We start from the raw sequence: 13,002 nt of genomic DNA on the forward strand, positions 1-13,002 counted from the left end.
ATTTTACTCCATTTGACATGGATTTAGGAGTTGTTTAGGAGATTTATCTGTGGACTGGCGATTCGAGAATCGCCTCTACATTTGGCGTTTAATCCCAAATTTGGTTGTTAAAAGGTTTTTGGTTGTATTAGCGGGCGTAGGCAGGGTTTTTGGACTGGCGATTCTCGAATCGCCTCTACATTACCCGAAGCCCCCTTTGACCATCGCTGTTGCTAGACTGGAGAGTACAGTAATGGAGCAATTCATCATGGCGACTAAAGCCTTGTCACGGTATGTTAATCGCAACCCTGAGATTTTAGGCGGAGAACCTATTATCACGGGCACTCGGACATCAGTTCGCGCCATTGTGGGGCTATGGCAGATGGGCATTATGCCAGAAGAAATTCTCAGCCATTTGCCTCATCTGACTTTAGCGCAAGTGTTTGATGTCTTGAGTTTTTATCTCGATAATCAAGGGGAAATTAATGAGTACATTGAAAAAAATCGCGTACCTGATGAATTAGTCCATCCATCTGTTAAGTCGGTGTTGAGGGCAGGATGACATCTACTGCAACACTTTACACCGATGAGGATATATCGGCTTTAGTTGCCACACTTCTCAAAGCGCGGGGTCTGGATATCACTACGGTTCCCGCACAAGGGGCGATCGGCAGGACTGACGATGCCTTTGATGCTCTGGAACCAGAAACATCAGACTGGGATGAGGAGGATGAGGTTATACTCGATCGCATTCCTCGCCCGTTGCAGAAACTGCCCCAGTCTTAGGGAATAAAAGACTAAATCATGGCGACAACGAACAATCAACCGCCTCTGTGTCTACCTAAGTGAGAGAATTAGTTAAAAAGTCTCTATAAAAACGACTTTTGATACCCGGATTTGGTCTGATTGAATGATACAGAAGACTTAGGCAAAAGAGGGTTTAAGGAGTAGCTCTGAATTGGTGGTAAATTTGATGACAAAAAATTGTGATTTCACGTAGGGGCGCAATGCTTGCGCCCGGTCAAGGGCGCAAGCATTGCGCCCCTACAAATACACCTTGACAGGGCTAGGGTTTAAGGAGTGCGAGCATCTTGCTCGCTTTCTTTATAAACAGCATTTTGCTATCTTTATCACTCCCAAACAGCACCCAACACTCCCAATATATCCCCCGGTAAAAAACCCGGGGTTCTCCACAACTCACCTAGGCGGTATTCGCCCTTAAACCAAAGCCGGTTGAGGGACGGAAATTGCCTCGCCGGATAAACTAAAGGCGCGGGATTCGGTAATCTTCACCTGGACTAACTGTCCCTTCAACTGATTAATATCCCCGGTAAAGAAAGTGAGACGGTTGCCGCGTGTTCTTCCCATGACTTGAGTGGGGTCTTTGGTATTCTGCTCTTCGACTAGGACTTCTTCAATTCGTCCGAGATACCGCTGCGATCGCTCGGCAGCTTTGATAGATACTAAGTGATTCAACCGTTGCAGGCGATCGCTCTTGACCTCTTCACTCAACTGATTCTCCCACACTGCCGCTGGTGTCCCGGGACGCGGGGAATAGGCAGCGGTATTGAGCATATCAAAGCTCATCTCTTCTAACAGTTTCAGCGTATTTTCAAACTGCTCCTCAGTTTCCCCAGGGAACCCCACAATCGCATCAGCACTGATAGAAGCATCGGGCATATAGCGGCGAATCATCTCGATAATGCGGCGATATTTTTCATGGGTATAACCCCGAGCCATCGCCTTCAATATATCATTATCCCCAGATTGAAAAGGGATATGAAAATGTTCGCAAACCTTCGGTAATTCCTGACAAGCCCGAATTAATCGTTCCGTGAAATACCGGGGGTGAGAAGTGGCAAAACGAATCCGTTCAATTCCCGGTACATCATGCACGAAATAGAGCAAATCCGTGAGGGTATGTAAATTCCGTCCCTCCGGTGTAGTTCCCGGCAAATCTCTGCCGTAGGCGTCGATATTTTGACCCAGTAAGGTCACTTCTTTATATCCCTGGCGTCCGAGTTCTGCCATTTCGGCGCGGATGGCTTCCGGGGTGCGGGATTGTTCGATGCCACGCACTGAGGGGACAATGCAATAGGTGCAGCGTTCGTTACAGCCGTAAATCACGTTCACCCAGGCGGTAACTTGGCTATCTCGACGCGGTTTTGTGATATCCTCCATGATATGCAACGCCTCTGTCGCCACCACTTGGTTTCCGGCGAACACCTGTTCGAGCAAATCCTCTAGGCGGTTGGCGTGTTGGGGTCCCATGACCATATCCAATTCGGGCACCCGGCGCAGTAGCGCTTCTCCTTCCTGTTGTGCCACGCAACCGGCAACGATTAGGGTGAGGTTGGGTTGTTGGAGTTTGCGTTTAGCTTGCCTGCCTAGGTAGGAATAAACTTTGTGCTCGGCATTATCCCGAATTGAGCAGGTATTGTAGAGGATGAGGTCGGCTTGGTTGGGGTCTTCGGAAAACTGGAACCCCATATTTTCCAGGATACCTGCCATGCGTTCGGAGTCAGCTTTGTTCATCTGACAGCCGAAGGTGGTGATGTGGTAACGACGAGGAATAGAGGACATAACGTGCTATTTTTCGCAAATGAACGGGCCTGTTGGGTCAATGGCAGTCGGGTACTCAACCGGCTATGGGCGGCGATCGCCCCGGTCCAAGCCATGACTCGGATGCAAACATAAACTATTATTATAAAGCTTGCTGTCAATTTTACCCACTGGGAATGGAAATCAGAGCGTTATGATTCAGGAGCGATCGCAATATAAGGACACTTGGGACAACCTCGCCGCCAATATGGATGAGGCCAAACTCTATGTCGCCGGACATACGGATGAGGCAGAATTAGACCGGACGGGCCTCAATACGGTGAATCGAATTGAGAATTTTGTCGGCATTCAATCCCAGGATATTTGTTTAGAAATTGGTTGTGGGGTGGGTCGAGTTGGCAAGTTTTTAAGTCCCAAATGTCAGGAATGGATTGGCACTGATATTTCGGCGAATATGCTTCAATATGCGGCTCAACGTCTGGACGGGTTGGATAATATTGAATTAATCGAATTGAGTGGGGTGGGGTTAGCGGAAATTGCTGATAATTCCATTGATTTAGTCTACTGTACTGTCGTGTTTATGCACCTGTATGAATGGGACCGCTATCAGTATTTAAAAGAAGCATTTCGAGTGTTAAAGTCCGGGGGACGGTGCTTTTTTGATAATGTGGATTTGACTTCCAGTCATGGCTGGGATGTGTTTATGGCAGGGTATGCTTATCCGATTGACCAACGTCCTGCTTATTTGAGTATGTGTTCGACGGGTGAGGAATTAGAAACTTATGCGAGGCGATCGGGCTTTGCAGAGATTAAAATCCATCGTTGGGGAGATGCGCGAGTTGGAGTGACGGGGATAAAACCGTGATGATGGAATTCATTAATGGTCCTGAATTCTATGGCAATCCTCATGGAAGCGGTGGGTTTGAACCTACACTTTCGAGGGGAACGGTCAAAAAGTAAGCATTCTGAAATTTTAAATCAAGAATTAATATGAATCCAGTTTTGCAAGAAATACAAGCGACTCTCATTAACTTAATTGCTCAAGGTGTGGCACTGATACCGGCAATTTTGATTGCTTTGGTTGTGTTGGGTGTAACTTGGTATGCAGCCAATGTGGTTCGTCGTCTGACGATGGCGGCAGGACGGCGAGTTTTTAAGAGTCAATCCCTCCGAATGTTAATGGTTCAAACGGCGTATGTTGCAGCATGGTCCGTGGGAATTATTGTAGCCTGTGTTTTGGCGTTTCCAGGTTTGGCATTAGGAGATATCATTGGGTTATTGGGGTTAAGTTCTGTTGCCATTGGTTTTGCCTTTCAGGATATTTTTAAAAATTTCCTAGCGGGAATTTTGCTGTTATTGCAGGAACCCTTTAGACTCGGAGACCAAATTGTTGTAGAAGGATATGAGGGAACGGTTGAAGAAATTGCGATTCGTTCGACGCAAATTCGCACTTATCAAGGGGAACGAGTTGTTATTCCTAATGCGTCAGTTTTCACCAATGTGGTGCTAGTTAGGACAGCGTTTTCCTGTCGGCGCACGGATTTAGAGATTGGGGTGGATTATAATACTCCATTACCGAAAGCAGTAGATACGCTACTGGATGCGGTGTCCCAGGTTCCGGGGGTGTTATCGAAACCGGAACCGGAAGTTGATGTTTTGGGGTTTGGGGAGAGTTCAATTGATATGATGGTGCGGTATTGGACGGAACCGGATAAACCTTCGGTACGGCGGACTCAAACGAAGGTGGCGATCGCCTTGAAAGCTGCTTGCGATCGCGCCAATATCAATATTCCTTATCCCATCCGCACCCTGTATTATTATGACCAAGAAAAGTTTGCCGATAATAGTCCCGTTTCGGGAAATGGCGATCGCATCTAAGTCAACCGAGGGGGAATTTCTAATTTCCGCGCAGCATTCGGCCTTGGATGACTTTCCAGGTGGAGGGGGTGACTTCCGATGCCGCATGATAGCAGCGGACAATCAACCCGTTGGCATAAAAGTAATCCCCTAATGCCTGCTTTTCCTCTGGGGATAACTTGAGGCGATCGCTGGAAAAATTGAGGGCATTTAACCAAGTTTGGCGAATGCGATCGCGAAACTCATAATGCACTTGATAGGCGGCATTGGTATCGGGAATCTCCGTTTGCAGGGATTGCAACGCGGCGATCGCCTCCTGACAATCTTTAAAAATTCCCACCTCTTCCACCAAGCGAGTCAGAATGCTGACAAAAGCCAAATCTCCGGCGCGATCCAGGGCAAAATTGCTGGTGGAATCGAGTAAATAATCCCAATCCAGAACCAATTGTCGAGTGCGATCGCGGGCCAATTTTCGGGCCAGGTCCCGAGTCAGTTCCCCGGCTGATTTTTCCACATCCAGAGGGCGATCGCAAATAAAGGCCAGATTTTTGGTAAAATCCTCGGAAAGAGTGCCTGCACGAGTGATAAGTTCAGACAAATTAAACCCCAAAATTTCGCACAGACTTAACGCCACATTCCCCGGAGATTCTACTTCCCACCCCTGCTTCAATTGCCGAATCAGGCTATCCGTAGGATAGGGATTTTCTAAAGATAAATCTGGTTCCAAAGTCGCGTTTAAACCCAACACTAAAAACAGCGCTGCAGACCTTTTCGCCGACGGAGGAAGTGGGCCACTATCGCCCTCGGTGGATTCAGAGGCCCATCGCAAGAGCGATCGCAATTTACTGGTTTTCAGGTACTTTTGAGCCGCTGATTCCATTAAAATCAGTAATTTATCCGCCGTGGGATAGTGTATCCCGGACACAAATAAAAAGACTTCTTGCCAGTGGCGCAAGGTCAGATTTTTAGCCGAAATTTGAGCGGCTAAATAATAAGTATCGATATAAATTGCGGTAAAATATTCTTGCCAAGTCACTTGGGTAAAGGCAAAGCGATCCGGCCCAATTTGCACCAGCAAACCGGACCGTAATGCAATTTTTTCCAGCATTTTCTCGACCCGATGGCGGTTTTCAGAAATGCTAGTAGTCAGGGATGTCGAGGGATTTTTGTTCGAGGGATGATTGGCCTTTTTATGTAGATTTGTGGGAACCGGGGGCAAGGAATTTTTATGTGCCGGGTTGAGAGATGGGGGATTTTTGTTTGAATTTTCCGTGGCGTTAGAATTGACATTTGTTGGGACAGAAAAGGGAAAATACTCATCTTTATGCAAATCTAACAAATGCACGGGAATTCGACTGCTCAAATCGGCCCCGGAAAAAACCGAACGTTCAGCGATCGCACTGCGGAAGGCTAATTGTGCCAGCCACAATTTTGCCAATTCCCGATTCATTTCAGGACTCGCCGCAGATCCCGGGGCCGTGGGAATGTTTCCCGCTGCTTCTAGCAGAATGTGAGAAGTCTGCAAATAAAGCCCTGCCCGATTTTCAGGGATAGAGTGAGACCGATCATAGACCAAGCAGAGCAATGTTAGTGAGAGGGGGAACTCAGCCAAGGAACGGGCGTGAGCATTTTCCGGGCGTTGTAAATCCGCTAACAGCAAGTCGCCACTCGGGGTTGTAGCGGAGGGGGTGTTATACCACTGTCGGACCAAACTCGCCTGTTGTGCGTCGTCTAACGGGGCGATCGCCACGGGATGAAAGCTATGCCAGTGATGGTTAAAGACTCCAGATCGGGAACAAGCAACATAGCGATTTTTGGGATAGGTTTCGATAAACCCTTCCAGACGGGCGATCGCTTCAGGGATAACAAACGAGGGAATCGTATGCAAATCATCCAGTAAAATCAAGAATTGACCTTGATCCAGTGCCTCTCGAACCAGTCGATCCACCGCCGGGAAACTACAGCGACGAAACTCATCCGCGATCGCTTTTTCAATTTCCCCCTCCACACCATTCAAGGTTTTAACCGGGATAAACACCGGAATATAGCTGCGCCTGAACACCTCCCCAAACCGGGTTCCCCGGAGGGCTTCTAGGCCGATTTTCCTCAGTAAGAGAGACTTTCCTGAACCGGGCGCACCCCAGAGCATCACCCCATCCCGTTCATTGAGCAGGGCGATCGGGGATTTGAGAGTAGACTCAACTATTGAAGCGTTTAAGTTCGCCATTTCCGGGGTATCTATCTCCCTCACCTGCATCTCCACATAGAGAGATTCTAACGGCATGGGATCGCGAGTTCCTAACAGCTCAATCGTGGCATACCGTTGGAGATAGAGGTTGACATAAGTCTGGGAGGCAGCGGCGATCGCCTCCTTGGTTTTTTTATCCAGAGTTCGGGGAAAAATCCCCAACAATTTACTCTTATCTTCCAACAGAGTATCCGTAGCAATTTGGGCAATACTGGTAGCAGCATCCGCAACAATCGTTTTTCGGGGAATCATAATATAAAAAAATTTGGGTCTAATTCAGGATTAGCCCTATTATGAACTTAATGTTTGATATTTTCATTCTGGCAAAAGTTAGAAGATTCGACAACAGACCCAAAAGGCGTTGTGGGTGTCGGTTGAATCTGACCCCCGGTTGATGAAAATCCGGAGGGTTGATAGGTTGTCGTTAATAGGGTTCCAGGAATGCTGCCACCTCCCAGGCATTGTCCCGGGGACCCGATTTTGCCGTAGCGTCCAAATTGAGCGAGGGACAGGGATGGATCCTAACCGCCAGGTCACTCCCTCCATGATAATTAACCGGATATAGCAAATGATCAGTATCCCAATTTTCAAATTTATGTTTTATACCTGTGATTGTCAATGTAATTTTCAATATTTTGTAACACTTGCTCTAAATATCTCACTATCTTTTCTTTTTCCTCAAGCAATTTACTCCAAAGGATTTGATTGGAAGCCTCCGAAAAAGAAACATTTCCATGTGCTAAGTCACAGCGAATTTTTACCACAAAATTAAGCACAGGATGAATAATTTTCTCCGAAAATGGCAAAGGCCCAAAAACTCCATACATTTCCATGAGACTTTTAATAGTCTGAACATCTAGGTTGCCTGAAATCGGGATATTATTGGGGTCTAAAGTAACGACGGTATTATCTACAACCACTTGAAGGGCTTCCTGGAGATTGTCCGCGATCGTCTCTTTCTTAATCGTTGCATCTCGGAAACTTTTACTCAAATCGTTGAGTAACCACAATTTCTGAATTTTGGGATGGAGTTCTTGGTAGGTTAATTGCTCAATCGCAATGGCATCATGGATAGCCATAATCCCATTTCTGATAGAAGACTCAATTAAATTATAAAGCAGTAAATAGCAATGAGATTTCAAAATTTTTTGGAGTTCTATATCCACTGTATATGGACCCGTCGTAGGGAAAATTATGGAACGCCCAGAACCCGATCCAAGTTTATCAATTTCATCCATTTTATCTACTAATTCAAAATACTTGTCTATTTCAGCCACTCTCCTCTGAAACTCTCGGATAAACATTTTCATAGACGGTGATTGATAATCGGATTTTTTAGCGCTTCGATTCTTTCCAGAGTCTTCTCGGATGGGGGTGTATGAAAACGAACAATGGGGTTGGTGAAAGTCAGGAATCAGCCAGCCGAGCATCTGTATCCAATAAATTGCGGTCAGATTACTACCACAAATCAGCCTGTTTTTGTCAGGCTAAAGTGGACCAGACTTATTGATTCGATTGTATATCTCCTTCCTGACTCTTTCATCTCCTTTCTCTGACAGAACAATGGTTAGAATTGGAGTGTTTTTAAATTTTCTCTGCCGTGATGGAGCCAAATCTTCAAAGCAAAAATTATTCAGGGAATCTAACACCGTTAAGTTTTCTAATCGCAACTGATTCGTCATGAAAGCCGCTAAAGTTCTGACTCTTTCAACCCCATCAACAATTTCCAATCTCTCTGTATTTTCAATTTCAGCCACCAAGATTGAAGGCAGAGGCAAACCCAGCAGAATAGATTCAATGAATTGAGATTGACATCTAACATCCCAATTCATTTCTTGATGATACTCCGGCACGTAAATCTGACTGCAACCCTCCTCATCTTTTTCTAAAAAATTTTGAACGATGATTTCTATGGGGTAGGCTCGCGTATCATAGTCAATGGCTCGTCTGTGAGTATCAATTTGTTCTTCAGCTACAAGGATGCGCTCTATTTTTACTGTGTTAGACATTATGACTCTGCTCGGGTATTGATTGGACTTACATCACGCTATCTATATCTTTGAAACCTAGCCAACTCATCTAGTTGAATGGCAGATTATGACTGGCCCTTCAGTTTCAGGATGTTGTTTTTATGAAAAATGGAATTTTTTTAGTTTAGCATAAACTGGAACAGTCTAACTTGATGTCAGAAAGGCTTTGCCTTCTCTTAACAAGGGGGATGTTTTGGCGATTGGCAATCGAGTTAGAATAGACCCGTTTTGCCGGAGAGTTTTTAAGAAACGCATTGCTGCACCTTGAGAGAATCAATGAAGAAGGACTGAAGTGGAAACCCGCACAGGCAGGCTTCCACGGGTTAATCCCTAAATCCTCCGCGATCGCAAGTCTTAAACCACTGCCACAGCTTTACTGGCAAAAATCTTCTCGATCGCCTCTTCAACTACCTTATCTGGCGTTGAAGCACCGGAAGTCACCCCAATTACCAGGGGTCCTGGCGGTAGCCAATTTGAGGCGATTTCTAACTCTTGGTAAAGCGGTTTATGTTCAATGCGATTTCCCGGGAGAATCCGACTCGCACTATCAATATGATAAGAGGGAATTCCTCGGTCGATCGCAATTTGTTGTAACTGCGTCGTATTCGAGGAATTATACCCCCCAATCACCACAATCGCATCCACTTGATCCTCGACCAAATCCAACATCGCATCTTGGCGTTCTTGAGTGGCATCGCAAATGGTATTAAAAGCCAGAAAATGCTGATTTAACGCTGCCGGACCATATTTTTTCATCATCGTCCGTTCAAACAACTTGCCCATTTGTTCCGTCTCACTTTTGAGCATCGTCGTTTGATTCGCAATGCCAACTTGTGTTAAATCTCGGTCCGGGTCAAATCCGGGGGAAACAGCTTTACTGAATTTTGCCATGAATTCCGATTTATCCCCACCGTCGAGAATATAATTGGCAACATATTCCGCTTCGGCCATATTCAAAACAATTAAGTAAGTTCCAGCAAAAGAACTGGTGGCTAGAGTTTCTTCATGCTTGTATTTGCCATGAATAATGGAAGTGTAATTGCCTTTTTTATGTTTTTCTACACTATTCCAAACCTTAGAAACCCAAGGGCAAGTGGTATCAACAATAGTGCAGCTTTTGTCATTGAGCAACTGCATTTCTTGAACCGTGGCACCAAAGGCCGGTAAAATGACCACATCCCCCGGTTGGACTACTTCAAAATCCTTTGTTCCTTCATTAACCGGGATGAATTCAACGTTCATCTCTTGGATATGTTGATTAACGCTGGGATTGTGGATAATTTCATTCGTAATCCAGATGCGTTCGGTGGGAAAATGCTGACGAGTTTCGTAGGCGATCGCCACGGCGCGTTCGACCCCCCAGCAAAAACCAAACGCTTGGGCCAGACGGATGGTAACCTCGCCGCGAGTCAAGGTGTAATGATTATCTCGGATTTGCTGAATCAGGGGACTTTGATAAACCGAGTTCATCACCCCGGTTACTTCTTCTTGGTGACCAAATCCCTTGCGATGGTAGTTATCAGACTTTTGCAGTGCGCGTTTGAAAGCTTTCGTGTCCATGCCGTGAAATCCTAGCTTCTTTTCTCTTGATTGTAGAAGACTTAGGTTACGGGGAGTGGGGGAGATGGGGGGAAGCGACTTGAGTCGGGACGTTGAACAAAAGACAACGACAGCAAGTCGGGACGTTGAACCTCCCTATCCTCCCATCCTCAAATCGGGTCAAATACCATCAACGCGGTTCGCCAGACTAAGTAACCTTGCTCGTTCAGATGTAACCCGTCGGTGGTTAAATCGAGGCGGAGGTTGCCTTGGGAGTCGGCGAAGAGGGGGTATAGGTCCAAGAACTCGACCCCTTCTTCCGAGGCGATCGCAGCGAGTTCGCGATTGATCTCGCCGATGCGATCGTTCGGGATATTCAGGAGGCGATCGCGGCCCTCCCAACTGGCACCGGACCCACTGTGGGGCAAAATGGATTGGACAACAATCCGGGCGTTGGGATGAACCCAGACGAGATCCCGAACGATCGCCCGGTGATTTTCGAGGACCTCTGACGGGGAAACGCCGCGAATCAGGTCATTAATGCCAATCATCACAAAAATCACCTCGGGGTTGCTGTTGTCAAATAAAGGCAACCGTTTCAACAACCCCGAAGAGACTTCTCCAGAAATCCCTTGATTGAGCCAAGTGCGTTGGGGAGGCAACAGTTCTGGGGGGAACCATAGACTGATGGAATCTCCGGCGAGAACCCCGAGACGTTCCGGGGGATTCGCGGCGATCGCCTCTGCTTCCCGCTGTAACTGAGCCAACCATTGCTCGTAATTCCACTGATGGCGTGGACCTAACTGAGGCTCCATGCCTGGGTTTTCTGAACCCGAAGCATTCTCAATGGCACTCGAACCATTCCCCTGCAATTCCGACAAATTTTGCAGATCAGACGATGAACTTTCAGCGCGGACAATCAGTAAAATGACCGTGAGCATCAAGATCCCATTCGTTGCCAGGGATAAAAATGCCCAGGGTGGTATCTTTGACCAGGACATGACCGCGAATTTAGACAGAACCGGGTTTGAACGCAAATTTAAACGCAATGCCGTCGATCGCTACGCAACAATAAATTCCCGACCTACTCTGCACCTTCAAGCGGACCTTGCCCGGAAGCTTACCGCTACTCGTCCCACCTTCAGGCAGAAAAATGCGGTCAGGAGATACTTCTAGTGTATTAAAAATCCTCCTAAGACCGCAAATATAGCGAATGATTAAAATTTGAGGGTGCAGACTGCACCGCTACTTTAGGGACTTCCCCCGGCCATCCCGCGATTATCCTTGAGGAAGCCACTGTAAGCTTCCATACCATGTTCGGCAATATCTAAGCCTTTCAACTCTTCGTCTTCGGTGACTCGGATACCCAGGAAATATTTGAGAGCGACCCAGAAAATAGTGCTCAAAAGAACAGTCATCCCGCCAACGGAGGCAACACCGAGGAATTGGACCCCCAATTGGGCCAGACCCCCGGTATAGAATAAACCGCTTTCTACATTAAACAGACCCACGGCTAAGGTTCCCCAAATTCCATTGACGAGGTGAACCGAAGTCGCCCCTACCGGGTCATCAATTTGGATACTATCAAAGAAGGTGACAGAGAACACAACCAAAATGCCCCCGATGGTCCCGATAATGGCGGCCCCAAATACGCTGACCCCATCACAACCGGCAGTAATCGCCACCAGTCCGGCGAGGATGCCGTTGATAATCATGGAAAGGTCAGGTTTGCCGAGGTACATCCAAGCCACGAGGGTTGCAGAAATGGCACCCATAGCAGCGGCAATGTTCGTGGTCACGGCAATGTGGGCGATCGTGTGGTTAGCTGCCATCGTCGAACCCGGGTTAAAGCCAAACCAGCCGATCCACAGAATCAAGCATCCCAAGGTGGCGATACTCATGTTGTGTCCGGGTAACGCCACGGGACGTCCATCTTGATATTTACCGAGACGTGGCCCGACGAAAGCAGCCCCCATCAGGGCAGCCCAGCCCCCCACGGAGTGAACCACGGTGGATCCGGCAAAGTCCAGAAAGCCTAATTCGGAAAGCCACCCCCCACCCCAGACCCAATGTCCGGTGATGGGATAGACAATTCCTACGAGTAAGAGACTGAAGATTAAGAAGTCAACAAACTTAATCCGTTCAGCAACAGCACCGGAAACAATGGTGGCTGCAGTACCGGCAAAGGCGACTTGGAATAAAAACTTGGCAGCGAGAGGGACTCCGGTCCAGCTTAGAGAATCGAAGACTCCAACATAAGCCTCTTCGATCGCCGGACTGTTGTCGGGTCCGGCGAGGAAAAAGCCGCTAAAGCCGATGAAGGGATTACCATCCCCGAACATAAAGCCAAATCCGATCGCCCAGAATGCCACTGTCGCTAAGGCGAAGACGATCAGGTTTTTGGAGAGGATGTTGACGGCATTTTTTTGACGGCAAAAGCCGGTTTCCAACATCGCGAACCCCGCGTTCATAAAGATGACCAAGATGGAGGCGATTACCACCCACATGGTATCCAGGGCGATGCGGAGTTCTTCCGTGTCGGTTAAGGTCTCCGGTAGGTCCCCTGGAGGGGCTTGGGCAACCGCCGTATAGGCTGATAGCAGCAAAATGATGCTGGCTAGGGGAATGCAGGCTTTCCAGGAAGGGGAGAGTCTCCCGATCGCCGAGAACAATTGTTGAAAAATCGAGTTCTCCCGGCGTAGGGGGGCATTCCGAAGGGAAGACCGTCGCCTACGATATCTGGGTTTTGATTTCTGGCTGAAGTTTAGTTTAGAGGTCATTGTCGGA

General features: G+C 47.4%; 12 protein-coding genes. 5 read left to right on the forward strand and 7 right to left on the reverse strand.

Annotated features, from left to right (window positions below):
* The first annotated feature begins 232 nt into the window (after positions 1-232).
* Positions 233-541, forward strand: coding sequence for a DUF433 domain-containing protein (locus tag J0895_RS09135; RefSeq protein WP_479724800.1), 309 nt, complete (start codon positions 233-235; stop codon positions 539-541).
* On the forward strand, positions 538-765 hold the full coding sequence (locus J0895_RS09140; protein ID WP_207087795.1) for a hypothetical protein: 228 nt from the start codon (positions 538-540) through the stop codon (positions 763-765). Before J0895_RS09135 ends, J0895_RS09140 begins: the two co-directional genes overlap by 4 nt.
* A gap of 432 nt (positions 766-1,197) precedes the next feature.
* On the opposite strand, the gene miaB is transcribed toward J0895_RS09140, so the two are convergent.
* Positions 1,198-2,562 carry a tRNA (N6-isopentenyl adenosine(37)-C2)-methylthiotransferase MiaB gene (gene miaB, locus J0895_RS09145; RefSeq protein ID WP_207087796.1) on the reverse strand — a complete coding sequence of 455 codons (1,365 nt, stop codon included), beginning with the start codon at positions 2,560-2,562 and terminating at the stop codon, positions 1,198-1,200.
* A gap of 130 nt (positions 2,563-2,692) precedes the next feature.
* Between miaB and J0895_RS09150 the strand changes: the two genes are divergently transcribed.
* Both J0895_RS09150 and J0895_RS09155 read left to right on the forward strand, forming a co-directional pair.
* Positions 2,693-3,406 (forward strand): class I SAM-dependent methyltransferase, encoded by a 714-nt coding sequence (locus J0895_RS09150; protein ID WP_207087797.1) that lies wholly within the window; start codon positions 2,693-2,695, stop codon positions 3,404-3,406.
* A 125-nt stretch (positions 3,407-3,531) separates the two neighbouring features.
* A complete protein-coding gene (locus J0895_RS09155; RefSeq protein WP_207087798.1) occupies positions 3,532-4,419 on the forward strand; it encodes a mechanosensitive ion channel family protein in 888 nt (295 codons plus the stop codon).
* 19 nt (positions 4,420-4,438) lie between these two features.
* On the opposite strand, the gene J0895_RS09160 is transcribed toward J0895_RS09155, so the two are convergent.
* From J0895_RS09160 to J0895_RS09180, 5 genes are all read right to left on the reverse strand, one after another.
* Positions 4,439-6,898: an NACHT domain-containing protein gene (locus J0895_RS09160; RefSeq protein WP_207087799.1), complete on the reverse strand. Its 2,460-nt coding sequence runs from the start codon at positions 6,896-6,898 to the stop codon at positions 4,439-4,441.
* Between the two features lie 341 nt (positions 6,899-7,239).
* Entirely contained in the window at positions 7,240-7,956 is a 717-nt protein-coding gene (locus J0895_RS09165) for an MAE_28990/MAE_18760 family HEPN-like nuclease (protein ID WP_207087800.1), read from the reverse strand.
* A 177-nt stretch (positions 7,957-8,133) separates the two neighbouring features.
* Positions 8,134-8,655 carry a DUF262 domain-containing protein gene (locus J0895_RS09170; RefSeq protein WP_207087801.1) on the reverse strand — a complete coding sequence of 174 codons (522 nt, stop codon included), beginning with the start codon at positions 8,653-8,655 and terminating at the stop codon, positions 8,134-8,136.
* Positions 8,656-9,030: 375 nt separating this feature from the next.
* A complete protein-coding gene (locus J0895_RS09175; protein WP_207087802.1) occupies positions 9,031-10,236 on the reverse strand; it encodes a 4-hydroxy-3-methylbut-2-enyl diphosphate reductase in 1,206 nt (401 codons plus the stop codon).
* Between the two features lie 149 nt (positions 10,237-10,385).
* Positions 10,386-11,156, reverse strand: a complete 771-nt coding sequence (locus J0895_RS09180) for an SGNH/GDSL hydrolase family protein (protein ID WP_340643483.1) — start codon at positions 11,154-11,156, stop codon at positions 10,386-10,388.
* On the opposite strand from J0895_RS09180, the gene J0895_RS09185 reads away from it, so the two are divergent.
* Positions 11,149-11,391, forward strand: a complete 243-nt coding sequence (locus tag J0895_RS09185) for a hypothetical protein (protein ID WP_207087806.1) — start codon at positions 11,149-11,151, stop codon at positions 11,389-11,391. The genes J0895_RS09180 and J0895_RS09185 overlap by 8 nt on opposite strands.
* Before the next feature lie 74 nt (positions 11,392-11,465).
* Here J0895_RS09185 and J0895_RS09190 read toward each other — a convergent pair whose 3' ends face one another.
* Positions 11,466-12,995 carry an ammonium transporter gene (locus J0895_RS09190; protein ID WP_207087805.1) on the reverse strand — a complete coding sequence of 510 codons (1,530 nt, stop codon included), beginning with the start codon at positions 12,993-12,995 and terminating at the stop codon, positions 11,466-11,468.
* Between the last annotated feature and the right edge of the window lie 7 nt (positions 12,996-13,002).

The sequence above is a fragment of the Phormidium pseudopriestleyi FRX01 genome (genome assembly GCF_017313335.1).
In the GTDB taxonomy this organism is placed as follows: domain Bacteria; phylum Cyanobacteriota; class Cyanobacteriia; order Cyanobacteriales; family Laspinemataceae; genus Laspinema; species Laspinema pseudopriestleyi.

Excerpts from the sequence above, each read along its gene's own strand:
- J0895_RS09160 (WP_207087799.1), bottom strand. The coding sequence starts at position 6,898 with ATGATTCCCCGAAAAACGATTGTTGCGGATGCTGCTACCAGTATTGCC.
- J0895_RS09180 (WP_340643483.1), bottom strand. The coding sequence starts at position 11,156 with ATGCTCACGGTCATTTTACTGATTGTCCGCGCTGAAAGTTCATCGTCT.
- J0895_RS09140 (WP_207087795.1), top strand. The coding sequence starts at position 538 with ATGACATCTACTGCAACACTTTACACCGATGAGGATATATCGGCTTTA.
- J0895_RS09190 (WP_207087805.1), bottom strand. The coding sequence starts at position 12,995 with ATGACCTCTAAACTAAACTTCAGCCAGAAATCAAAACCCAGATATCGT.
- J0895_RS09135 (WP_479724800.1), top strand. The coding sequence starts at position 233 with ATGGAGCAATTCATCATGGCGACTAAAGCCTTGTCACGGTATGTTAAT.
- J0895_RS09155 (WP_207087798.1), top strand. The coding sequence starts at position 3,532 with ATGAATCCAGTTTTGCAAGAAATACAAGCGACTCTCATTAACTTAATT.
- J0895_RS09175 (WP_207087802.1), bottom strand. The coding sequence starts at position 10,236 with ATGGACACGAAAGCTTTCAAACGCGCACTGCAAAAGTCTGATAACTAC.
- J0895_RS09170 (WP_207087801.1), bottom strand. The coding sequence starts at position 8,655 with ATGTCTAACACAGTAAAAATAGAGCGCATCCTTGTAGCTGAAGAACAA.
- J0895_RS09165 (WP_207087800.1), bottom strand. The coding sequence starts at position 7,956 with ATGAAAATGTTTATCCGAGAGTTTCAGAGGAGAGTGGCTGAAATAGAC.
- miaB (WP_207087796.1), bottom strand. The coding sequence starts at position 2,562 with ATGTCCTCTATTCCTCGTCGTTACCACATCACCACCTTCGGCTGTCAG.